Here is a 20,396-nt window from a genome sequence, read left to right on the forward strand (position 1 = left end):
AGGGGAACACATGGGAGAGCCACTGCCCAGAGCGGATTTCCGGTTCTGGCGCGACGTGCTCGTGGCCGGCGGGGCCACGACGGTGCCGCGCTGGACCTCGGGTTCGGACACCGGCGCGGGGACGACGACCGTGCGGCTGCCCGGCCCGGTGGCGGCCGGAGTGCGCCGGCTGGCGCGGGAGCTGGGGATTCCGGGCAGCGCGGTGCTGCTCGCCGCGCACGCCAGGGTGCTCGCGGCGCTGACCGGTGAACGCGAGGTCGTGACCGGCTACGCGGTGCGGGCCGGTGCGCCGGTGCCGTGCCGCCTGACGACGGAGCCGGAGACGTGGCGGGAACTGGTGACGGAGACGTACCGGGCCGAGTCACAGCTGCTTGAGCACGGGTATTTCCCGGTGGACGAGCTGCGGCGCGACCTGGGGGTGCCCGGCCCGGTCACGGAGACCGTGTTCGACCCCTCCGGCGACGGTGAGCTCACGGGGACGACGGTGCTGCGCGTCGGCTTCGCGAACCGGGGAAGGCGTCTCGACGTGCGTTACCGCGCCGACGTGCTCGACGCGACCGCCGCGGCCCGGATCGCCGGGTACCACGTGGCCGCGCTCGCGCGCCTGGTGGCGGCCCCGGACACCGAGCACGCGCCGCAGAGCCTGCTCGCCCCGGACGAGCTGCGGTTCCAGCTCGACGGGCTCGCCGGCCCGCGGCGGCCGCTGCCCGACCGGCGGGCGCACGAGCTGTTCGAGCACCGGGTGCGGGAGCACCCGGACGCGCTCGCGGCCGTGCACGGCGAGCAGTCGTGGACCTACCGCGAGCTCAACGAGCGGGCCAACCGGCTGGCGCGGGCACTGCTCGCGCGGGGGCTGCGACGGGAGAGCGTGGTGGCCGTGGTGACCGAGCGGAACCTCGGCTGGCTCACCGCCGTGCTGGCCGTGTTCAAGGCCGGGGGCGTGTACCTGCCGGTCGAACCGCACTTCCCGCCCGAGCGGATCGCGAAGACGCTGCGGCGGGCCGGCTGCGAACTGGTGCTCACCGAACGCGGCAGCAGCGACACGCTGGACCACGCGCTGGAGCTGCTGTCCGGCGCGGTCCGGCTGGACGTCGAGGCGGCCTGCGCCGAGCACCGGTCCGGCACCGACCTCGGGATCGACGTGACGCCGCGCCAGCTCGCCTACATCTACTTCACCTCGGGCTCGACCGGTGAGCCCAAGGGCGCGATGTGCGAGCACGCGGGGATGCTGAACCACCTGCACGCCAAGATCGACGACCTGGGGATCACCGAGGGCCAGGTCGTGGCGCAGACCGCGCCCCAGTGCTTCGACATCTCGTTGTGGCAGCTGCTGGCGCCGCTGGTGGTCGGCGGGCGGACGCTGATCGTCGAGCAGGAGGTGATCCTCGACGCCGAGCGGTTCGTCGAGCGGATCGCGCGGGGCCGGGTCGCGGTGGCGCAGGTCGTTCCGTCGTACCTCGAAGCCGTCCTGTCCTTTGTGGAGAGTCATCCGCGTCCGCTGCCGGACCTGCGGTGCGTGTCGGTGACCGGCGAGGCACTGAAGAAGGAGCTGGTGCAGCGCTGGTTCGCGGCGTACCCGGACGTCCGGCTGGTCAACGCCTACGGCCTCACCGAGACCTCGGACGACACCAACCACGAGGTCATGGACCGGCCGCCGGAAGGCCGTGTCCCGCTCGGGCGGCCGGTGAACAACGTGCACGTCTACGTCGTCGACGAGCACCTGCAGCCGGTGCCGCTGGGCGCGCCCGGCGAGATCGTGTTCTCCGGCGTGTGCGTGGGCCGCGGGTACGTGAACGACCTCGCCCGCACCCGCGCGGCGTTCCTGCCCGATCCGCACCGGGTCGGAGAACGGCTCTACCGCAGCGGGGACCGCGGCCGCTGGCTGCCCGGGGGCCGGCTGGAGTTCCTGGGCCGCCGCGACAGCCAGGTGAAGATCTCCGGCTTCCGGATCGAGATCGGCGAGGTCGAGAACGCGCTGCTGCGCGTGCCCGGGGTCGGCGACGGCGCCGTGGTGGTCGCCGAGCGCGACGGCCAGGGCAAGCACCTGGTCGCGTTCTACTCCGCCACCGAGGCGCTGTCCGACGAGACGCTGCACGCTCGGTTGAGCAGTTCGTTGCCCGCCTACATGGTCCCGTCGGCGTTCCACTGGCGCGAGCAGCTTCCCTTGACCGCCAACGGAAAGATCGACAAGAAGGCGCTGACCGCGTTGGCGGCGGAGCTCGAAGGCGCCGACGAAGTCCACGACGCTCCGGCGACCCCCGCCGAGCAACGGCTCGCGGCCGCGTGGGCCGGTGTGCTCGGGCTCGCGCCGGAGAAGATCGGCCGGCGGGACCACTTCTTCGACCGGGGCGGCACGTCGCTCTCGGCGGTGAAGCTGGCCGTCGCACTGGACCGTGCGCTGTCGCTCGCCGAGATCACCCGGCACCCGGTGCTGGCCGACCAGGCCGCGCTCCTCGACGACCAGGCCGGTGACGAGGCCGGCGGGCTGCTGCAGCCGCTCACCGAGCCGGCCGCGGCGCCCGACGCCGTGCTCGTCTGCTTCCCGCACGCCGGCGGCAACTCGGTGAACTTCCGGCCGCTGGCGTCGGCGCTGCGGGGGAGCGGCCTCGCGGTGTACGCCGTGGAGCTGCCCGGGCACGACCTGGCCGCCGACCGCGAGGCGTTCGCGCCGATGGTGCGGGTGGTCGACCAGGTCGTCGCCGAAATCGAGCACCTCGCCCCGAAACGTGTGGTGTTGTGGGGCCACTCCTCGGGCGCCGCGTTCGCCTTCGAGACGGCCCGGCGGCTCGCCGGGCGCGGGGTGGACGTGCGGCGGTTGTTCGTGGGCGCGCAGCTGCTCGGCGACGCCGACGAACGGCGGGCCTCGATCAGCGAGCTGGGCCGGCTGAGCGACGCCGCGATCGCCGCGGAGCTGGCCGCGGACAGCGGCGACCCCGCGCTCGGCGCGCTCGACGCACAGCGGGCCGAGCAGGTCGGCGCGGCGTTCCGGCACGACTGCGTGTCCGCGCACAGCTACCTCGCCTCCGCGCTGGCGAACCCGCCGGCGGCGAAGCTGGCCACCCCGGTCACCGTCGTCGCCGCGGACGACGACCCGATCACCGTGGACTTCCGCGATCGCCACGGCGAATGGCGGCTGCTGGCCGAGCACGTCGACGTGCGGGCGATCGCCGGCGGCGGCCACTACTTCCCGCGCACCAACCCGGCCGAGACCGCGCGGATCGTGCTGCGCGCCGTCGAACCGGTACCCGTCACGTGACTTCGAGCCGAAAGGACAAGAGATGGTTTCCTCAACGTCGGCATCGCTCGCCGAAGTGCAGCTGAGCCCGGGCGGGGTTCCACTGCTGCCGGCCGAACCGGGTGCCGGTGCGCCGGACTGGGCGAGCGAGCGCCGCGACACGCTGCGCGCGGCTGTCGCCGAGCACGGCTGCGTGCTCGTGCGCGGCCTCGGGCTGAGCGGCCCCGCCGACGTCGCCGTCGTGTTCGAGCGGCTCGCCGGCGGCCGGATGAAGGATCGCGAGGCCTTCGCGGCGCGCGAGGTCTACTCGGCCGGGGTGTACTCGTCGTCGGCGTGGCCGTCGAACCAGCCGATGTGCATGCACCACGAGCTCAGCTACCGGCTCGAGTTCCCCGGCCTGCTGCTGTTCGCGTGCCTCGGCGCGCCCACCGAAGGCGGCGCCACGGCGGTCTCCGACTCGCCGACCGTGCTCGACGCGCTGCCCGCGGACCTCGTCCGCCGGTTCGAGCAGGAAGGCTGGCTGCTCACCCGCAGCTACAACGACGAGATCGGCGCGACCGTCGCCGAGTCGTTCGGCACCGACGACCGGGCGGAAGTCGAGGACTACTGCCGTGGCAACGCGATCGAGTTCGAGTGGCAGCCCGACGGCGGGTTGCGGACCCGGCAGCGGCGCAGCGCGATCGTGCCCCACCCGGTCACCGGCCGGCGTTGCTGGTTCAACCAGGTCGCGTTCCTCAACGAGTGGACGATGGATCCCGAGATCCGCGAGTACCTGGTCGACGTCTACGGCGCCGACGCGCTGCCGTTCAACACGAGCTTCGGGGGCGGCGACCCGATCGGCGAGGACGTGGTGGCGCTGCTCAACCAGGTCTACGAGGCCAACACCGTGCGCGAGCCGTGGCAGGCCGGCGACCTGATGCTGGTGGACAACATCCGGACCGCGCACAGCCGGGAGCCGTTCGAGGGTCCCCGCGAGGTCCTCGTGGGGCTGGCCGAGCCGGTGCGGCTGGCCGACCTCGGGCCGAGTGCCGAAGCGGGTGCGAGATGACGGCGATCCGACCCACCCCGGCCCGCGCCGAAGCCGGCGGGCCGACCGCGGTGCCCCCGTTCGCCGTGATCGGCGGCGGCCAGGTGCGGCAAACGCTCGCGGGGCGCGAGCGGGAGATCGTGGACCTGGTCGAGGCCACCTACCGGCTGCACAGCGCGGGCGGCACGGTGAACCCGCCGTCGTACTTCCTGCGCTTCCCCGACCGCCCGGCGTCCCGGATCATCGCGCTGCCGGCCTCGATCGGCGGACAGGTGCGAGTGGACGGTCTGAAGTGGATCTCGAGCTTCCCCGAGAACGTCGCTTCCGGCATTCCGCGGGCATCCGCGGTGCTGATCCTCAACGACCACGACACCGGATACCCGTTCGCGTGCCTGGAAAGTTCCATCATCAGCGCCACGCGGACCGCCGCGCTGGCCGCGTGCGCCGCGGAGGCGCTCAGCCGGGGGCGGCCGCGGCCGACCCGGGTCGGGTTCGTCGGGACGGGGCTCATCGCGCGCTACGTGCACACCTTCCTGGCCGGCACCGGCTGGGAGTTCGCCGAAATCGGTGTGCACGACCTGTCGGCCGAGAGCGGCGCGGGGTTCCGCGGGTACCTCGAGCGGTCGGGTTCCGGCGGGCGGATCACGGTGCACGAGTCGGCGGAGTCGCTGATCCGCGCGAGCGACCTGGTCGTGTTCGCCACCGTGGCGGGCCGGCCGCACGTGTCCGAGCGGTCGTGGTTCGACCACGATCCGGTGGTGCTGCACGTTTCCCTGCGTGATCTCGCGCCGGAGCTCCTGCTGAGCACGGCCAACTTCGTCGACGACGTCGAGCACTGCCTCAAGGCCGGTACGTCGCCGCACCTGGCCGAGCAGCTCACGGGCGGGCGCGAGTTCCTCGACGGCACGCTGGACGACGTGCTGGCCGGCCGTGTCTCCGTGCCGGTCGACCGGCCCGTGGTGTTCTCGCCGTTCGGGCTCGGGGTCCTCGACCTCGCGGTGGGCAAGTACGTCTACGACGAGGTGGTCCGGGCCGGCGAGTTGACCGTCATCCCGGATTTCTTCCACGAACTGCGCCGGTACGGCTGACGAGCCACCAGGGAGGGGGTCATCGTGACCGTGATATCCGATCCCACGGACTTCAACGAGGAAGAGCTCTACGTCGACCTCGAGTCGATCTTCGGGCACTCGTTGTTCCTCAAGTGCGAGGGGTTCAACTTCGCCGGGTCGATCAAGCTCAAGGCCGCGACCGAGATGGTCGAGGCCGCGGAGTGGCAGGGACTCCTGACGCGGGACTCGATCCTCGTCGAGTCGTCGTCGGGCAACCTCGGCGTGGCGCTCAGCATGGTCGCCGCCAGCAAGGGCTACCGGTTCCTCTGCGTCACCGACTCGCGCTGCAACCTGGCCAGCCGGCGCCTGATGGAGGCGCTGGGCAGCCGCGTGCACATCATCGCGGAGCCCGCCGCCGACGGTGGTTTCCTGGGGGCGCGGCTCGCGCTGGTGCGGGAGCTGTGTGCCACCGACGAGCGGTACGTGTGGCTCAACCAGTACGCCAACCCGGGCAACTGGAAGGCGCACTACCGGACCACCGCGCCGGAGATCGCCCGCCAGTTCCCGAAACTCGACGTGCTGTTCGTCGGCGCGGGCACCACGGGCACGCTGATGGGCTGCGCGCGGTTCTTCCGCGAGTGGCCCCGGCCGGTCCACATCGTCGCGGTGGACAGCGCCGGCTCCGTGACGTTCGGGGGCGCGCCGGGCCGCCGGATGATCCCCGGCCTCGGCACCAGCGTCCGGCCGGCGCTGCTCGACGAGTCCTATGTGGACGAGGTGATCGCCGTCGAGGAGGCCGACACCATCCGCAGCTGCCACCGCCTGGCCCGCAGGGGGTTCCTCTTCGGCGGCTCCACGGGCACGGTCGTCAGCGGCGCCATGCGCTGGCTCCCCGAACACGAGGGGCACGGGCTCACGGCCGTCGCCATCGCGCCGGACCTCGGCGAGCGCTACCTCGACACGATCTACCAGACGAACTGGCTCCAGGACCTCTACGGCGACGACGTGCTCGCCGACGACGAGGTGACCGCGGGTTTCCTGCGGGAATGAGCCTTCGCGGGGTGGGGTGTGCGACAGTGACCGCATGCCCATCAGCGGAGCCCACGTGATCGTCTCCAGCCACGACGCCGACGCGGACCGCGCCTTCCTCCGCGACGTCCTCGGCTTCCCCCACGTCGACGCCGGCGGTGGCTGGCTGATCTTCAAGCTCCCGCCCGCCGAGCTCGCCGTCCACCCCACCGACGGCCCGCCGTCCCACGAGCTGTACCTCATGTGCGACGACCTGGACGCGACGCTGGCCGACCTGGCCGCCGCCGGCGTCGCGTGCGCACCGGTCGAAGAAGAACGGTGGGGGCGGTTGAGCGGCTTCCGGCTCCCGGGCGGCAGTCAGGTGGGGATCTACGAACCGCAGCACCCGCGCGCCACGGACCTCTAGGCCCGGCCGCGAGCCCGTCGTCAGTAGCTCGGCGGCGTCACACTCACCATGAACCGGGCGCTCGTCCGCCCGTCGTTGCGGAAGCGGTGGGGGATGTTCGAGTCGAAGTGGCAGCTGTCGCCCGTCTTCAGTTCGTGCACCTGGTCCCCGACCTCGACCGTCAGGCGGCCGGTGAGCACGACGACGCACTCCTCCGACGGGTGCGAGCGCAGGGTGTCCGCCGAGACCGCGCCCGGCTCCAGCCGGCCTTCGAGCACCTCGAGCTTGGCGCCGCCGGGGGAGACGCGGGTGTAGGTGATCGCGTGGTGCGGCGAGGAGATGCGGTAGCGGTTCTCGCGCCGGATGACGGCGACGGTGTCGTGCTCGCCGTCCTGGAAGAGACTGAACAGGGGCACCTCGAGGACCTCGGCGATCCGCCGCATGGTCTCCAGGCTCGGGTCGGTGACGCCGCGTTCGACCTGGCTGATCAGCCCGGTGGACACCGAGGCCCGGTCCGCCAGCTCGCGGACGGTCAGGCCCCGGAGGGTGCGGAACTCACGGATCCGGGTCATGGTCATCCGGCCATTATCGTCGGTCGCCCGGCCGGGCCGCGGTGTGTCCGGCCCCGGGCGCGCGCCCGGGGCCGGAAGGTGTCCGGAGCCGCCATCAACGCAGCGCGGCCTCACCGACGGGCTGCCGGTCCTCGGCCGGCGCGCTGTCGCCGGTCCCGGTGTCGACCGCCGCCGCGGCGGGAGCTCGCGTGACCAGGCTGACCAGCACCGTGACGACGACGTTGACCACCAGGGCGGGCAGGCCGATGACCGTGCCCGGCGGCACCGTCTGCGCGAAGAGCGCCCCCAGCTGTGGAACGCCGACGATCAGCCCGCCGCACACCGCCCCCGCCGCCAGCCCGACGGCCGTGACGCGCCGCCACAGCATGGACAGGAACAGCGCCGGAGCCAGCTGCCCGACGGCGCTGTACACGTTGGTCATGATGGTCAGCAGCTTCGAACTGCTCTGGGCCACGAGCAGCACCACGATCGCGGTGAAGACCACCACGCCGGCCCGGGAGATCGTGAGCGAACCGGCCAGCTTCTTCGAGACGCCGCCCACCACGTTGCGCGTGAACAGGCTGCTGGCGGTGAGCACCAGCACCGCGGTCGGCACCAGCGCGACGAGAATCCCCGCGCCGCCGAGCAGCCCGATCACCCAGCTCGGGAACTTGTCGTGGACGAAGATCAGCAGCGACGCGTTGGCCTGCTTGTCGGGCAGGTTCGGCAGGGCCAGCACGGCGGCCACCGCGATGAGCACGATCAGCACGTAGAACAGCGAGTACAGCGGCTGGATCACCTGGTTGCGCCGGATCGTCGCCACGTCCTTGGCGGTGTAGGACACCTGGAACATGTGCGGCAGCGCGAACGAGCCGAGCGGCGTGATCAGCAGGAAGCTCATCCACCACCACGTGTTCGTCGCCGCGGTGCCCTTGATGCCGGGCAGCGTGGCCGCGTGTGGCTGGGTGTCCTTGAGGGTGTCGAACACCCCGAGCGGCCCGCTCGCCCCGGCCGCGCTCGCCGCGCCGACCGCGATCACCAGCAGCACGGCGATGAGCAGCACGTCCTTGACCACGGCGGTGAACGCCGCGCCGCGCATCCCGCCGACGAGCACGAACGCAGCCACGAGCACGCCGCCGGCGACGACGTAGGCCAGCGACGGCAGGCTGTCGCCGAACAGGCTGCCCAGGATGAGGCTGAGGCCGGTCAGCTGCACCTGTGCGTAGAGCAGCAGCGAGACGATGCCGAACACCGCGATCAGCCCACCGAACCACGGCGCGGAGAACCGGGTCGTGAAGTAGTCGCCCATGGTGACCAGGCCGTGCTGCTTGCCCGCGCGCCAGATCCGCGGCACCACCCAGTAGCCGACGGCCGCGGTGAGCACCATGGTGCCCAGCACGTAGTAGCCGGGCGCGCCGTTGCTGAACACGCTCTGGGACGCGCCCAGCAGCGCGAAGGTCGTGAACGTCTCGCCGACCATCAGGAACCAGAACAGCCAGGTGCCGAAGCGCCGGCTCCCGACCGACCACTCCTGCAGGTTCATCTTCCGGCCGCGGGCCGCGGCGACCGTGCCCCACGCGATCGAGCCGACCGCGATCACCAACGCCAGGATCAGGGCCATCGCGCGCTCCTAGAACCGGTCCAGATCGCCGTTGCGGCGATCGATGACGTAGACGGCGCCGATGGCGGCGGACCCGGCGAGGACGCCGAGGGTCATCCACACCAGCAGGAAGGGGATCGAGCCGAACAGGTAGCCGACGCGGTTGGCCAGCGGGATGGCGGCGATGCACCAGACGAACGGGATCAGCAGCAGTAACCAGTGCCACCGGCGGCGGGCCGGGTGCTTGGGTTCGGACATGGGCGCTCCTGAGGGGACACGGCGAGGTGTTCAGCTGTGATGAATTCGCATCAGTGTGGGTGATGGCCCCTGCTCCGTCAACCGGCATCCCGGGTATTGCGCAGCCAGGCTTTCGCATGTTCACTGTGACTGACCAAGACCATCAGCGTGCACGGAGGTGACTCGTGGACCCGCAGCGGTTCCGAGAGCAGTTCCCCAGTCTCGTCGACACGACGCACCTCGCGTCGTGCAGCCAGGGCGCCATCGCCACCCGGGTGACCGCCGCGCTGGCCGAGTTCGCGTACCTGCTGCGCGACCAGGGAGCGCCGTGGGGACCGTGGATGTCCGAAGTGGAGCGTCTGCGGGCGTCGATCGCGGCCTTCCTCGGCGCGAGCGCGGACGAGATCGCTTTGGTGCCTTCGGCTTCGCACGCCGCGTACCAGGCCGTCGGCGCGTTGCGGTTCGCCGACGAGGACGTCGTCGTGTCGATGTCCGCCGAGTTCCCCAGCGTCGGCCAGGTGCTGCACGCGTGCCGGCCGGGCGAAGGGCAGATGCGCTGGGTCGACGACGCGGCGATGCGCGAGCTCGGTGTGGTCGAGGCCTACCGCGCGCAGATCGACGAGCGCACGCGGCTCGTGTCAGTTCCGTTGGCGCTCTACACCAACGGATCGCTGCAGCCGGTCAACGAGATCGCCAAGCTGGCCCGCGAGGTCGGCGCGCGGGTGCTCGTCGACGCGTACCAGGCGACGGGTGTCGTGCCGGTCGACGTCGCCGAGATCGACTGCGACTACCTGGTGACCGGCACGCTGAAGTACCTGCTCGGGCTGCCGGGCGTCGCTGCGCTGTACGCCCGCGCCGGCGTCGAGGACGAGCAGCGGCCGACGATGACCGGCTGGTTCGGCCGGACCGACCCGTTCGGCTTCGACCCGGTGGCGCTCGACGGCCCGGCCGCGGCGCGCCGTTTCGAGTCCGGCACTCCGGGTATTCCCGCGGTGTACGCGGCCCAGGCCGGGCTCCAGGTGCTGGCCGAGGTGGACCCGGTGACCCGCTGGCGGCACGTGGCGAGCCTCGTCGAGGAGGCCACCGCGCGGCTGGCCGACGCGGGCGAGGTGCTCAGCCGTCCGATGCCCGACGCCCGGCCGGGGCCGCAGGTCGCCGTCGTCGACGCCGATCCCGACGCGCTGGGCCGGTTCCTCGCCGAGCGGCGGATCGTCACGTCGCCGCGCGGGTCGATCCTGCGGGCCGCGTTCCACTACTACAACTCCAGCGAAGACGTCGAGAGGTTCTGCGCGGCGCTGGCGGAGTACCGGCGGTCGGCATGAGCGAGCGCTACACGGCCGCGCGCCTGCTGACCGGCTCGGCGGCACCGCTGATCGAGGACGCGGCGGTGTGCGTCGAGGACGGCCTGATCACCTACGCCGGCCCGCGCGCTTCGGCGCCGCGGGCCGACGACACCACCGACCTCGGCGGCACGACGCTCATGCCGGGCCTGATCGACTGCCACGTGCACCTGGCCCTCGATCCCGCCGCCGGCGCCGTCAGCCTCGCCGGGCCGGACGACGAGGAAACCTTGCGCCACCGCATGATCGCCAATGCCCGGCGGTTGCTGGACGCCGGCGTCACCACCGCGCGCGATCTCGGCGCGCCCGGCACGCTCGGCACCGAGATCCGCGACCTCCTGCCGACGCTGCCCGAGGCGGCACCCCGGATCCTCGCCGCGAACGCGCCGATCACCGTGACCGGCGGCCACGCCGAGTCCATGGGCGGCGTCGCGGACGGCGTCGCCGAACTGCGCATGCGGGTGCAACGCCACGCCGAGGACGGCGTCGACCTGATCAAGGTCATGACCACCGGCGGGTTCATGACGCCGGGCAGTCACCCGTCGGAAGCGCGCTACACCACCGCGGAGCTCACCGCGCTGGTGACCGAGGCCCACGCGCTCGGCCTCCCGGTGACGACCCACGCCCTGGGCGTGGAGGGCATCGACCGCGCCGTGACGGCCGGCGTCGACTGCATCGAACACTGCGGCTGGGTCACCCGCACCGGCACGCGCTTCGACCCGGCCATCGCGGCCCGCATCGTCGCCGGCGGCATCGCCGTGAGCCCCACCATGAACTCCGCCTGCACCGCCGCGGAGTACTTCTGCCCCTGGGACGAACGCGACGCCGTGCTCGACAACCTGAGCCGGTTGGTGGCCCTCGGCGCGACCATCGTGGCCGGCACGGACGCCGGGATCCCCCTCGTCCACTTCGACCGCTACGCCGACGGCCTCGACCTGCTGGCGGAATCGGGCCTGCCACCCCGCAGCGTCCTGGCGAGCGCCACCGACGTCGCCGCCTCGGTCTGCGGCCTGTCCGCGGTGACCGGCCGGCTGGCTCCCGGCCTGAGCGCGGATCTCATCGCCGTGACCGGCGACCCGACCACCGACCTGTCGACCCTGCACCGGCCCCGCTTCGTCCTCGCCGCCGGTCGGCGGCACCACCCGCGCCCCGCCCGCGCGGACACGTCGGACGACCGTGAGCGGGAACGCCTGCGCTGCACCATGACGGAGGGGGCGGGCCGGTCTTCCTGAGGTTCCGGTTGCCGCCGTGATCACGGCCGCAGTGGCGAGGCCACCTGACCGGGCTTCAGGGTGCCCGGTTCCCCAGCGCCGCACGGCAGTCGCCCAGGAGGGTCTCGTCGGCCGAGATGATGAGCGCGTCCACGATGTCGAACGGTTCGGCGATCCGCGTCACCCCACTTCGCCGCGTGGACGCCAGTTCGTTGCGCAGCAACGGTTCCGCTTCGCCCGCGAATCCGATTTCGCCGAGACACGCGGCGATCGCGGGCCGCTGGGCGACACTGGCCTCCCACAGGGCGGCGAACACCGGCAGAACCGGCTCGGGGTCCCCGGTGACTCGCCACCAGGCGTACGCCGCGTGGTGGCGAGTCCAGTCGGCCTCGTGGTCGAGCAACCGGCGCAGTTGCGGTGCGTACGCGATCGCGGCCGGCCCCAGCGTCTTGCACGTGGACGCGCCGGCCGCGGCATCCGGGGCGCCGGGTTCCAGCTGGGGCCCGGACAGCCGCAGGGCGAGGTCGGCGTCGCCTTCGATCTGCCACAACGCCAGGGCTGCCGCCCGGTCGCCGCGTTCGGCGAGAGTGCGCAGCATCGGTCCGGCCTCGGCGGCGGCCGGGCCGATCCGGCCGAGCGCCTTGACGACCGGGTAGCTCGCTTCGAGCCCGAGCAGTTCCGGTACCGCGGGCGCGGCAGCGGCTCCCATCGCGCCCACGGCGTCCAGCAACCGGTCGCGCCGGACGTCGTGTTCGAGCACGGGCAGGTCTCGCAACCTGCGGCGGATCGACGGCAGCAGCTCGGCGGCCGCCGGCCCGAACACCTCGAGGGAACTGCCCAGGTACGGCGGCATGTCCTCGTGGTCGAGCAGCCAGCCCAGCGCGGGCAGCACCCGGACGTCGCCGATCAGGGCAAGGGCGGTGATGACCTGGCTGGGCTCGGAATCGCGCGCACCCGGCCACAGCCGCAGCCACGCGGGCTCGCCGCCGGGCACGTAGCCCGTCACCTCGCGGGCCATCTCGGCGAGACAGGCGACGAGGTCATCTGCCGCGGGGGCGGCGAGCTCGCGCAGGTACCACAACGTGTTCGCGGCGGCTTCGATCAACCGGCGGTCCCGCAGCTGCTCGCCGGTCAGGGCGGCCAGTTCGCGGTAGTCCCCGCGCCAGCCCCGGGCCAGCGCGTGGACCGAGCGCAGCGCGTCGCCCCGCTGCACCCAGCGGGGTGCGCGCAGCTGAGCGGCCAGGAAGGCGACGCGTTCGCCGACGTGATCACCCATCACCCAGCTGGTTTCCGAGGTCAGGTCCGCCAGGTGCGGCGACGGCCGAAGGGCGAGTTCCGCGTTCCGGCGCTCGGCGAGCATGCCGCGCAACGTCCCGGGGACCGCCTCCGGCGGTGGGGGTGGCGGTTCCCCTTCGCCGTAGGCGGCGTCCAGCACTTCGGTCAGCCGTGCGACGAACCCCGCGGGCAGCGGTCCGGGCAGGCCGCCGGCCGCCGCGAGCGCGGCGATGCCCACGAGCGGCGACGGGTCGGCTCCCGCCGCGGACAAGGCTTCGCCGATCGACTCGGCGTCCGGTTCGGAAACGTGTCCGGCGCGCACGGCGCCGCCCAGCGCCCGCGCCAACGCGGCTCGGACTTCGGCATCCGGGTCGGCCGCCAGCCGTTGCACCAGCGCGGGTGCACTGCCCGCGTCGAGCGCCAGCACCTCCGCGACGGCGGCCCGGACGCGGGCGTCGGCGTCGGTGAGCAGGCCGCGCAGCCGTGGCGCCGCTGCGGCCAATGTGCGCGCCGCCTCGGACGAATGCCGGCTGCTACCGGCCGCCGCGCCCCGGCCGATGGCGGCCAGCAGCTCCAGGATCTCGCCGCGCCCCGGCAGCCCCGGCGTGGCCACGGCGTCCAGCAGGAAAGGCAGGGACGCGACCGTGCTGTCGTAAAGGGACTGCTGGTGGAACACCGCGCCCTCGAACTGGTCGAGTGCCACGCCGCGGTCAAGTTCGTCGGCCGACACCATTCCCGCCAGCATGGCCGGCACGTCCGTCGCCGGTCCGTACGCGTGGGACAACCGGGCCCAGTCCACCATCAGCACTACCCCCTCTTGTGTGCTGCCAACGTAGCGAGACCGCCGGCAACCGTGCCGCCCGCACGCGTCGGACAGCCGGCTGGGTGCCGCGGATCGCGAGCGCGATCGACCGCACCGCGATCGACGCGATGAGCGCCGTCGTGACGGCGAGGACGGTCCACGAGGTGGCGCCGGCGGCGTGGGTGGCGGTGAGCCAGTGGATGCCGTAGGTGCCGCCGGCGGCGATGGTGAAGGTCAGGGCCCAGAAGCCGTGGGTGAAGGGCAGGCGGGTGTAGCGGGGGAGCAGGGTCAGCTGGGACAGGAAGAACAGGGCGAACACGCCGAGCAGCGCGTGTTCGAACAGGTCGGGGGCGCCGCCGTTGAGGGTGAACCACGCGTTGCCCGCGACCGCTGGTGGGGCGGCGAAGATCGCGTGGGTGGGGACGAGTGCGTCGGGCAGTGGTGGCCGGGACGCGAGGCGCGCGAGGATCGTCGCGCCGAGGAGGACCCACATCAGCATGCCGACGGCGAAGGCGGCAAGGGCGGCGTCGTCGAGGCCGACGGTGGCGAGGGACTGGCCGCCGATCAGCCCGGCGGCGACGGTGGGGAGCAGGTGGCCGGCGTGCTGGCTGTCGAGGTCGAGCCGGCCGGTCAGGGCTCTGGTCAGGTACAGCGCGCCGATCGTGGCGGCCGCGGCGACCATGACGAGCACCACGACTCGTCCGGCTTGCGGTGCGAACCGGGAAAGCTGGCTGCCGAGCAGCATTCCGGTGACGGGCACGAGCGCGGCGAAGGGACCGAGCACGGGGTGGGCGTGGTCGTCGAGCATCCGCCGCGCGGTTCCGGCGGCGAGGCCGTAGCGCAGCGCACTGCCCAGCCAGACCGCGGCCGCGACCAGCCACCAGGCGGTGGTGATCGCGGCCGTGGCGCCGGCGGTGACCGTCCAGGTCCCGGCCAGGCCCGACAGTCCGAAGGCGACGCCGAACAGGTTGAGGGGAAAGGGTTTCCGCAACCCGCCGAGCGGACCGGACATCGGTTTCCTCACCGATCCTTCCTCGGGGCGACGAGGCCCGGGTTTGTCCACATCGGACGGATCAGAACGGCTTGGTCGGCAGGTACTTGCCGTTGAGCGTGATCACGGCCCGCTCGCCGCCCTCGGGGTCGGCTTCCTTGCGCACGTCGAGCTTGAAGTTGATCGCGCTGATGATGCCGTCGCCGAACTGCTCGTGCACCAGGGCTTTGAGGGTGGTGCCGTAGACCTGGATCATCTCGTAGAAGCGGTAGATCGTCGGGTCGGTGGGCACGCCCCCGGGGATCGAGCCGCGCGTGGGCACGGCCTGCAGCAGGGTCACGGCGTCGGCGTCGAGGTCCAGCAGCTCGGCGACCGCCCGGGCCGACGGCTCGGGCAGGGGGTGCTGGCCGAGCACGGCCGCGGTGACGAACGCGACCGAAAGCCCGGCGGCGTCCGCGATCTGCTGCCAGGACAGGTCCTTGCGGGTCTTGGCCTCGACGGCGGCGATGGCGAGGACTTCGCGGGCGGTGGGGTCGATCTGGGTGTGCAGCACGGGACGGTTTTCCTTTCGTGGTGGGGTTTCAGGCCGCGTCGAGGACGTCGACGCGGCCGGTGGGGATGTCGAAGACCCAGCCGTGGAGGCCGAGCGTCCGCGTGGCGAGGCCGCGGGCGACCGAGGGGTGGGTGGCCAGGGTGGCCAGCTGGGCGAGCACGTTCTGGCGCACCAGTTCCGGGACGTCGCCCGGGGTTTTCACCCGGGCCCGGGAAGCGTCGGCCTGTTCGAGCCAGCCGGCGACGGCGGGGGTCGCCGAGAGGTCGTGGTTCTCGGCCAGAGCCGTCATGGCACCGCAGGCGCTGTGGCCGCAGACGATGACGTCGGTGACACCCAGGGCGGCGACGGCGTACTCGATGCTGGCGGTGACCGGGTCCGCGCCGGGGTGGTAGGCGGGGACCAGGTTGCCGGCGGTGCGGATCACGAACAGCTCACCGGGCTCGCTGCTCGTGATGAGCTCCGGCACGACCCGCGCGTCGGAACAGCCGATGAACAGCGTGTCCGGCTTGTGGTGGGTGGCCAGGTGCTCGAACAACTGCGCCTTGTGCGGGTAGACGTCCTGCTGAAAGTGCCGGACGCCTTCTGCCGTGTCCTGCATTCGGATCACCTCCGTGGTGGGCTTGGCTTTCACGATGCCTGACGAGGCCGTATAGGCGCCAAGTCGCAGATCGGATGATCCCTATTGCTGCCGCCTATAGTGGGGTTCATGGCACCGGAACTGCGGCACCTTCGCTACCTGCTCGCTGTCGTCGAGTGCGGCAGTTTCACCCGTGCCGCCGAGGAACTGCACGTCTCGCAACCGACGTTGTCGCAGCAGATCAAACAGCTCGAACGCGCGCTGGGCGTGCAGCTGCTGGACCGCACGGGCCGCGCGGTGCGGCCCACCGACGCCGGCGAGGCCTACGTGCGCCACGTCCGGGAAGCCCTGCGCGACCTGGCCTCCGGTGAACGCGCCGTGCACGACGTGCAGGACCTCTCCCGCGGCCACCTGCGCCTGGCGACGACGCCGACGTTCACCACCTACCTCGTCGGCCCGCTGGCAGCCGAACTGCGCACCCGCCACCCGGGCGTGACCCTCACGATCGAGGAGCGCGCGCAGGACGAGATCGAGGCCCGCCTGCTCGCCGACGACCTCGACGCCGGCATCGGGTTCGGCGACAGCGTCACGCCGGGCATCAGTGCCACGGCGCTGTTCGAGGAGACGCTGAGCCTCGTCCGCGGCCGCGCGGCCGCTTCGCTCGAAGATCCGGAACTCGCGCTGCTCACCCGCGACTTCGTCACCCGCACCCACATCGACGCGTACTTCGCGCGGCACGGCGTCAATCCCCGGATCACCGTGGAAGCCCACTCGATCCAGGCGCTGCTGGAAATCGTGCGGCGCAGCCCCGTCGCGACCGTCCTGCCCGACGTCCTGGCCCACGACCACCCCGACCTCACGGCGATCCCGCTCGACCCCGGCTTTCCCCCGCGCACGGTCGTCCTGCTCCGCCGCGCCGGCGCCTACGAGAGCGCCGCGATGGGCGCGTTCCTCCGCCTGCTGCCCGACGTCGTCGCGAACCTGCTGTGACGGAGGACAACTCGCCTTTTCTTGACTGAATCAAATTCAGCCGCGAGGCTGAAGGCACCTCACCACGGAAGTGAACCTCCGCCCCGGCACCCCGATGCCGGCCGGGTGACCCCGTGGCACCACTCTGGACAGGAGAACCTGCTGTGATCTGTATCGACTGCACCGAAACCGACACGACCACCCCGGCGATCGGCTGCTGCGTCCACTGTGGAGGCGCCACGTGCAAGTCGCACGCCGTGGTGCAGGAGTTCGAGGCCGCGGCGCCCGGCGTACTGGTCGCCAAACGCGCCCGGCGCGCCGTGATGTGCGCGCGATGCGGTGCTCCGCAGGTGGTTGCTTCGAAACGGAAGCTCGCGCAGGTCTGATCTGGACCTTCGGACTCGCCCGGCGCCTCCTTGCGCGAGCGGGGGAGCACCAGCCGATCAGCGGCGGAGACCGAGCGGTGGCACCGTGGCTCCGCGCAGGGTGAGCTCGTCGATCGTCTGCGGGCGGTACGGCAGGGTCGGCCAGCGGCGCACCATGGTGTCCACCGGCGCGTCGAGTCGGGTGCCGAAGAGGAACGCCCACTCGTGTTCGTCCGAGCCGAAGTACACGGGTGCGGCGAACGTCTCCGTGAACCGCCGCCAGCACTTCACCAGGGTCGCGTTGCGCCACAGCGTCGGGCAGCCGCCCTGGTACGCGACGACCCCGCCGGGCGTGAGCAGGTTCCGGCACAGGCGCAGGAAATCGGTGCCGTACAAGCGGTTGTGCTGTGCGTCGGTGCTGTCCTGTTCGTCGGGCAGGTCGACCACCACGATGTCGTACTTCGCGGTGGCGGTGCGGACGAACTCCCAGCCGTCGGCGTAGTGCACGCGGATCGCGCCGTCGCCGCGCTCGGCGGTGGACAGTTCCTCAGCCGAGTAGCCGTAGGGCAGGTGCTCCGCGCACAGCCGCACCGCTCGGGCGTCGATGTCCACGTGGTCGACGACCGACGCGCCCGCCCGCACCGCCAGCTGACACACCACGCCTTCGCTGGACCCGACGACCAGCACGCGGTTCACCTCGGCGGCCAGCAGCAGCGCGGGCACGAGCAGGGCCTCGTGGTAGACGAGCTGGCTCAGCTCGGTGCTCTGCCGCTCGTCGTCGCAGAACAGCGAGATGCCCTGGGCGGTCTTGCCGATCACCAGGTGCTGGTAGTCGGTGCGGGTGTCGACGAGCACGTCCGAGACCTGCCAGATCCGCGTCAGGCCGGCGCCGATCGGTTCCGTGATGTTCACCGGGTGTCCTGTCCTCTGTGGATGGTGCTGGTCCGGGCCGCCGTCGCGCCGAGCATGTCCTGCAGCAGCTGCACGGCCAGTTCGGGGTCCGCGCGGCGACCGCACGTGAACACGTCGACGAACACCGACCCGCGCTCGGGGTAGGAGTGGATCGACGCGTGCGACTCCGACAGCAGCGCGACCACGGTCACGCCCTGCGGGGCGAAGCGCGTGGACGTCACCTCGCGCACGGTCGCGCCCGCCTTGCGCAGCGCGCGTTCCAAGCTCTCGCACAGGAACTCGACGTCGTCGAGCAGCCCGGCCGCCACTCCGGAGAACTCCGCGAGCACGTGCCGGCCGGCGAACTCGCCGATCTCGTCCGGTTCTCCGCCGAGGAAGTACGTCTTCAACGGCGGGAACCCGTTGAACGACACCGAAGAGTAGCTCTGCGTGTACGCACCCGCGCTCAGGATGTCGACGTGGTCCCCGGCCGCCAACCCGAGCGGCAGGCGGTACGGAGTGCGGAGGTAGAGCACGTCGTCGCCGTCGCACGTGGGGCCGGCGACGACGACCGGGCCGTCGGGAGTTCCGTCGTGCGCGGTCTCCAGGCGGTAGGCGATGGCCTCGTTCTCGGTCTCGGCCAGCCCGCCGTACCGGCCGATGTCCAGGTACACCCAGCGCTTCTCGTCGGCCGCGGACTTGCGCGACACCAGCACGACCTCGCTGCGGATCAGCCCGGCGTCGGCCACCACCGCCCGCCCGGGCTCGAACGCGAGGTCCGGCGCCACGGGGAAGTGCCGTGCGATCGACGCGCGGATGGCCGCCGCGTAGTCGGCGAGCGGCGGGGGAGTGGCGGTGTACCGGCCCGGCAGCCCGCCGCCGATGTTCAAGCCGCGCAACGCGATGCCATGCGCCGCCACCTCGCGGGTGACCCTCGCGGCGGTGGCGATCCCGGCGTCCCACGCCCGCGGGTCGAGGTGCTGGGAGCCGACGTGGAACGCGACGCCTTCCGGGTCCAGCCCGAGGGCGGCCGCGCGCGTGAGCAGGTCTGCCGCCATCTCCGGCGCACAGCCGAACTTCCGGCCGAACGGCGTCTGCGAGCCCGAGCTGTCCACGAGCACGCGGCACGACACCGTCGACCCGGGCGCGTGCTCGGCCAGGTTGCCGAGGTCTTCGGTGCTGTCGAAGGTGAACCGGCGAACCCCGGCCCGGAACGCGAACGCGATGTCCCGCGCCTTCTTCACGGTGTTGCCGTACGAGATCAGCTCGGGCCGGGCGCCCTGCGCGAGGCAGAGCTCGATCTCCTCGCGGCCGGCGACGTCGAACCCCGCGCCGGCCCGGACGAGCAACCGCACGACCTCCGGCGCCGGGTTCGCCTTCACCGCGTAGTACATCCGCGCTTCGGGCAGCGCCTCGCGCAGCCGGTCGTGGTTGTCCCGCACCGCGTCGAGGTCGATCACGAGGCAGGGAGTCGGGGGTCTCCGGTCGTCCAGGAACGCCCGAGCTCGTTCCGGCGCCGGCGGTCGGACGTCGATCACAGGCGCCGAGTATAGGGGTGTTTCCGCTGGTGCCGGGCCGGATTCGGCGGGTCTCACACGTGCCGTCGCCGTGCCCTGCGCGGCCGACACCCCGGGCGAGGCGACGCCCGGCCACTCCGGGGTGCGATCATCCTGGCGTTGAACCACCCGGCCCCGCGGAGGACGTCGATGACCACCCCGACCCGTGCCGCCCTCGCCGAGGTCGCCACCCTGCTGGCACCGAACGCCCCGCAGGTGGCCGAGCGAGCGCTGGCCGCCCACGACGACCCCGACGCCTACGTCCGGGACCACGCCGAGCGCCTCGACGAGCGCGGCATCGACGAACCGTTCGAGCTCCTGCCGTGGATCGCCCTGGTCGACGCCCTCACCGACCACGGCCTGCTCGCCGAGGTCGACTGGAAGGAAGCCCCCGACGAGATCGCCGGGCGGCTGCTCGCCCTGCGCTCCGCGCCGGCGGCCGACGAGCTCTGGAAGGCCCTCGCCGAGCTCGACCTGCCCACCTACGAATTCCTCGAAGCGGCCGGAAAGCAGCTCCTCACCACCGGCACGGCCCTCGCGGTCCTCGACATCGAGTCGGACTGCTACCCCCTCGTCCTCCTGCCGGCCACCCACGCCGCCGGCCTCGGCACGCTCGCGGCCGAGGCCGGTTTCACCGCCGCGGTGTACGGGCGCTAGCCGACCGGGCACCCGTGTGTAGTGATCTTGTAGCACCACGCAGGAGGCTGCCCCCATCCGCAACGGACGGGGAGCAAGCTTGAACCGATCGCCCTT

At 72.3% G+C, this 20,396-nt stretch carries 19 protein-coding genes and 1 pseudogene; 10 read left to right on the plus strand and 10 right to left on the minus strand.

The window, feature by feature from the left end; genetic code table 11:
- The first annotated feature begins 10 nt into the window (after positions 1-10).
- The 5 genes from ACQPXB_RS19690 to ACQPXB_RS19710 are packed head-to-tail and all read left to right on the plus strand — an operon-like array spanning position 11 to position 6,746.
- Positions 11-3,256: a non-ribosomal peptide synthetase gene (locus ACQPXB_RS19690; RefSeq protein WP_432854228.1), complete on the plus strand. Its 3,246-nt coding sequence runs from the start codon at positions 11-13 to the stop codon at positions 3,254-3,256.
- A 22-nt stretch (positions 3,257-3,278) separates the two neighbouring features.
- Positions 3,279-4,283 carry a TauD/TfdA family dioxygenase gene (locus ACQPXB_RS19695; protein WP_432854231.1) on the plus strand — a complete coding sequence of 335 codons (1,005 nt, stop codon included), beginning with the start codon at positions 3,279-3,281 and terminating at the stop codon, positions 4,281-4,283.
- Positions 4,280-5,350, plus strand: coding sequence for a 2,3-diaminopropionate biosynthesis protein SbnB (gene sbnB / locus ACQPXB_RS19700; protein ID WP_432854234.1), 1,071 nt, complete (start codon positions 4,280-4,282; stop codon positions 5,348-5,350). The genes ACQPXB_RS19695 and sbnB overlap by 4 nt, the downstream gene beginning before the upstream one ends.
- A 24-nt stretch (positions 5,351-5,374) precedes the next feature.
- Positions 5,375-6,361, plus strand: coding sequence for a 2,3-diaminopropionate biosynthesis protein SbnA (gene sbnA, locus ACQPXB_RS19705; RefSeq protein ID WP_366581676.1), 987 nt, complete (start codon positions 5,375-5,377; stop codon positions 6,359-6,361).
- A gap of 34 nt (positions 6,362-6,395) precedes the next feature.
- Complete coding sequence (locus ACQPXB_RS19710) at positions 6,396-6,746, plus strand: VOC family protein (protein WP_432854237.1); 351 nt, start codon at positions 6,396-6,398, stop codon at positions 6,744-6,746.
- Between the two features lie 20 nt (positions 6,747-6,766).
- Here the strand turns inward: ACQPXB_RS19710 and ACQPXB_RS19715 are convergent, their stop codons facing one another.
- The 3 genes from ACQPXB_RS19715 to ACQPXB_RS19725 all read right to left on the minus strand — a co-directional run bounded on the left by ACQPXB_RS19715 (position 6,767) and on the right by ACQPXB_RS19725 (position 9,134).
- Positions 6,767-7,303 (minus strand): helix-turn-helix domain-containing protein, encoded by a 537-nt coding sequence (locus ACQPXB_RS19715; RefSeq protein WP_366581678.1) that lies wholly within the window; start codon positions 7,301-7,303, stop codon positions 6,767-6,769.
- A gap of 88 nt (positions 7,304-7,391) precedes the next feature.
- Positions 7,392-8,897 (minus strand): sodium:solute symporter family protein, encoded by a 1,506-nt coding sequence (locus ACQPXB_RS19720; RefSeq protein WP_432854240.1) that lies wholly within the window; start codon positions 8,895-8,897, stop codon positions 7,392-7,394.
- Positions 8,898-8,906: 9 nt separating this feature from the next.
- On the minus strand, positions 8,907-9,134 hold the full coding sequence (locus tag ACQPXB_RS19725; protein ID WP_432854243.1) for a DUF3311 domain-containing protein: 228 nt from the start codon (positions 9,132-9,134) through the stop codon (positions 8,907-8,909).
- Between the two features lie 164 nt (positions 9,135-9,298).
- Here ACQPXB_RS19725 and ACQPXB_RS19730 point away from each other — a divergent pair, with 164 nt between their 5' ends.
- Positions 9,299-10,435, plus strand: coding sequence for an aminotransferase class V-fold PLP-dependent enzyme (locus tag ACQPXB_RS19730; protein ID WP_432854246.1), 1,137 nt, complete (start codon positions 9,299-9,301; stop codon positions 10,433-10,435).
- Complete coding sequence (locus tag ACQPXB_RS19735; RefSeq protein WP_432854248.1) at positions 10,432-11,685, plus strand: amidohydrolase family protein; 1,254 nt, start codon at positions 10,432-10,434, stop codon at positions 11,683-11,685. Before ACQPXB_RS19730 ends, ACQPXB_RS19735 begins: the two co-directional genes overlap by 4 nt.
- A gap of 55 nt (positions 11,686-11,740) precedes the next feature.
- Here ACQPXB_RS19735 and ACQPXB_RS19740 read toward each other — a convergent pair whose 3' ends face one another.
- The 4 genes from ACQPXB_RS19740 to ACQPXB_RS19755 are packed head-to-tail and all read right to left on the minus strand — an operon-like array spanning position 11,741 to position 15,883.
- Positions 11,741-13,741 (minus strand): hypothetical protein, encoded by a 2,001-nt coding sequence (locus ACQPXB_RS19740; protein WP_432854251.1) that lies wholly within the window; start codon positions 13,739-13,741, stop codon positions 11,741-11,743.
- Positions 13,650-14,765 (minus strand): hypothetical protein, encoded by a 1,116-nt coding sequence (locus tag ACQPXB_RS19745; RefSeq protein WP_432854254.1) that lies wholly within the window; start codon positions 14,763-14,765, stop codon positions 13,650-13,652. Before ACQPXB_RS19745 ends, ACQPXB_RS19740 begins: the two co-directional genes overlap by 92 nt.
- A 49-nt stretch (positions 14,766-14,814) precedes the next feature.
- The gene (cynS, locus tag ACQPXB_RS19750) at positions 14,815-15,285 is read right to left on the minus strand and encodes a cyanase (protein WP_366581685.1); all 471 of its coding nucleotides are present in this window, start codon (positions 15,283-15,285) and stop codon (positions 14,815-14,817) included.
- A gap of 28 nt (positions 15,286-15,313) precedes the next feature.
- Positions 15,314-15,883 (minus strand): carbonic anhydrase, encoded by a 570-nt coding sequence (locus ACQPXB_RS19755; RefSeq protein ID WP_432854257.1) that lies wholly within the window; start codon positions 15,881-15,883, stop codon positions 15,314-15,316.
- A gap of 108 nt (positions 15,884-15,991) precedes the next feature.
- On the opposite strand from ACQPXB_RS19755, the gene cynR reads away from it, so the two are divergent.
- Positions 15,992-16,852, plus strand: a complete 861-nt coding sequence (cynR, locus tag ACQPXB_RS19760) for a transcriptional regulator CynR (RefSeq protein WP_432854260.1) — start codon at positions 15,992-15,994, stop codon at positions 16,850-16,852.
- Between the two features lie 143 nt (positions 16,853-16,995).
- The gene (locus ACQPXB_RS19765; RefSeq protein WP_366581688.1) at positions 16,996-17,217 is read left to right on the plus strand and encodes a DUF2180 family protein; all 222 of its coding nucleotides are present in this window, start codon (positions 16,996-16,998) and stop codon (positions 17,215-17,217) included.
- A gap of 57 nt (positions 17,218-17,274) precedes the next feature.
- On the opposite strand, the gene ACQPXB_RS19770 is transcribed toward ACQPXB_RS19765, so the two are convergent.
- The 3 genes and pseudogenes from ACQPXB_RS19770 to ACQPXB_RS19780 form a co-directional block, all read right to left on the minus strand.
- The gene (locus ACQPXB_RS19770) at positions 17,275-18,108 is read right to left on the minus strand and encodes a spermidine synthase (protein WP_432854263.1); all 834 of its coding nucleotides are present in this window, start codon (positions 18,106-18,108) and stop codon (positions 17,275-17,277) included.
- On the minus strand, positions 18,105-18,497 hold the full coding sequence (speD, locus tag ACQPXB_RS19775; RefSeq protein ID WP_432856704.1) for an adenosylmethionine decarboxylase: 393 nt from the start codon (positions 18,495-18,497) through the stop codon (positions 18,105-18,107). Before speD ends, ACQPXB_RS19770 begins: the two co-directional genes overlap by 4 nt.
- 60 nt (positions 18,498-18,557) lie before the next feature.
- Positions 18,558-19,886 (minus strand): annotated as a pseudogene (locus tag ACQPXB_RS19780) (type III PLP-dependent enzyme); the annotation flags it as partial.
- Between ACQPXB_RS19780 and ACQPXB_RS19785 the strand changes: the two are divergent.
- The gene (locus tag ACQPXB_RS19785; protein ID WP_432854266.1) at positions 19,794-20,300 is read left to right on the plus strand and encodes a DUF6630 family protein; all 507 of its coding nucleotides are present in this window, start codon (positions 19,794-19,796) and stop codon (positions 20,298-20,300) included. The pseudogene ACQPXB_RS19780 and the gene ACQPXB_RS19785 sit on opposite strands and share 93 nt — an antisense overlap.
- Positions 20,301-20,396 lie beyond the last annotated feature (96 nt).

The sequence above is a fragment of the Amycolatopsis sp. CA-161197 genome, assembly GCF_050942255.1.
GTDB lineage: Bacteria > Actinomycetota > Actinomycetes > Mycobacteriales > Pseudonocardiaceae > Amycolatopsis.

Coding starts and splice junctions, on each gene's coding strand:
- cynR (WP_432854260.1), top strand. CDS start 15,992: ATGGCACCGGAACTGCGGCACCTTCGCTACCTGCTCGCTGTCGTCGAG.
- ACQPXB_RS19740 (WP_432854251.1), bottom strand. CDS start 13,741: ATGGTGGACTGGGCCCGGTTGTCCCACGCGTACGGACCGGCGACGGAC.
- ACQPXB_RS19710 (WP_432854237.1), top strand. CDS start 6,396: ATGCCCATCAGCGGAGCCCACGTGATCGTCTCCAGCCACGACGCCGAC.
- ACQPXB_RS19785 (WP_432854266.1), top strand. CDS start 19,794: ATGACCACCCCGACCCGTGCCGCCCTCGCCGAGGTCGCCACCCTGCTG.
- ACQPXB_RS19715 (WP_366581678.1), bottom strand. CDS start 7,303: ATGACCATGACCCGGATCCGTGAGTTCCGCACCCTCCGGGGCCTGACC.
- ACQPXB_RS19755 (WP_432854257.1), bottom strand. CDS start 15,883: ATGCAGGACACGGCAGAAGGCGTCCGGCACTTTCAGCAGGACGTCTAC.
- sbnB (WP_432854234.1), top strand. CDS start 4,280: ATGACGGCGATCCGACCCACCCCGGCCCGCGCCGAAGCCGGCGGGCCG.
- ACQPXB_RS19690 (WP_432854228.1), top strand. CDS start 11: ATGGGAGAGCCACTGCCCAGAGCGGATTTCCGGTTCTGGCGCGACGTG.
- ACQPXB_RS19725 (WP_432854243.1), bottom strand. CDS start 9,134: ATGTCCGAACCCAAGCACCCGGCCCGCCGCCGGTGGCACTGGTTACTG.
- ACQPXB_RS19695 (WP_432854231.1), top strand. CDS start 3,279: ATGGTTTCCTCAACGTCGGCATCGCTCGCCGAAGTGCAGCTGAGCCCG.
- ACQPXB_RS19720 (WP_432854240.1), bottom strand. CDS start 8,897: ATGGCCCTGATCCTGGCGTTGGTGATCGCGGTCGGCTCGATCGCGTGG.
- ACQPXB_RS19735 (WP_432854248.1), top strand. CDS start 10,432: ATGAGCGAGCGCTACACGGCCGCGCGCCTGCTGACCGGCTCGGCGGCA.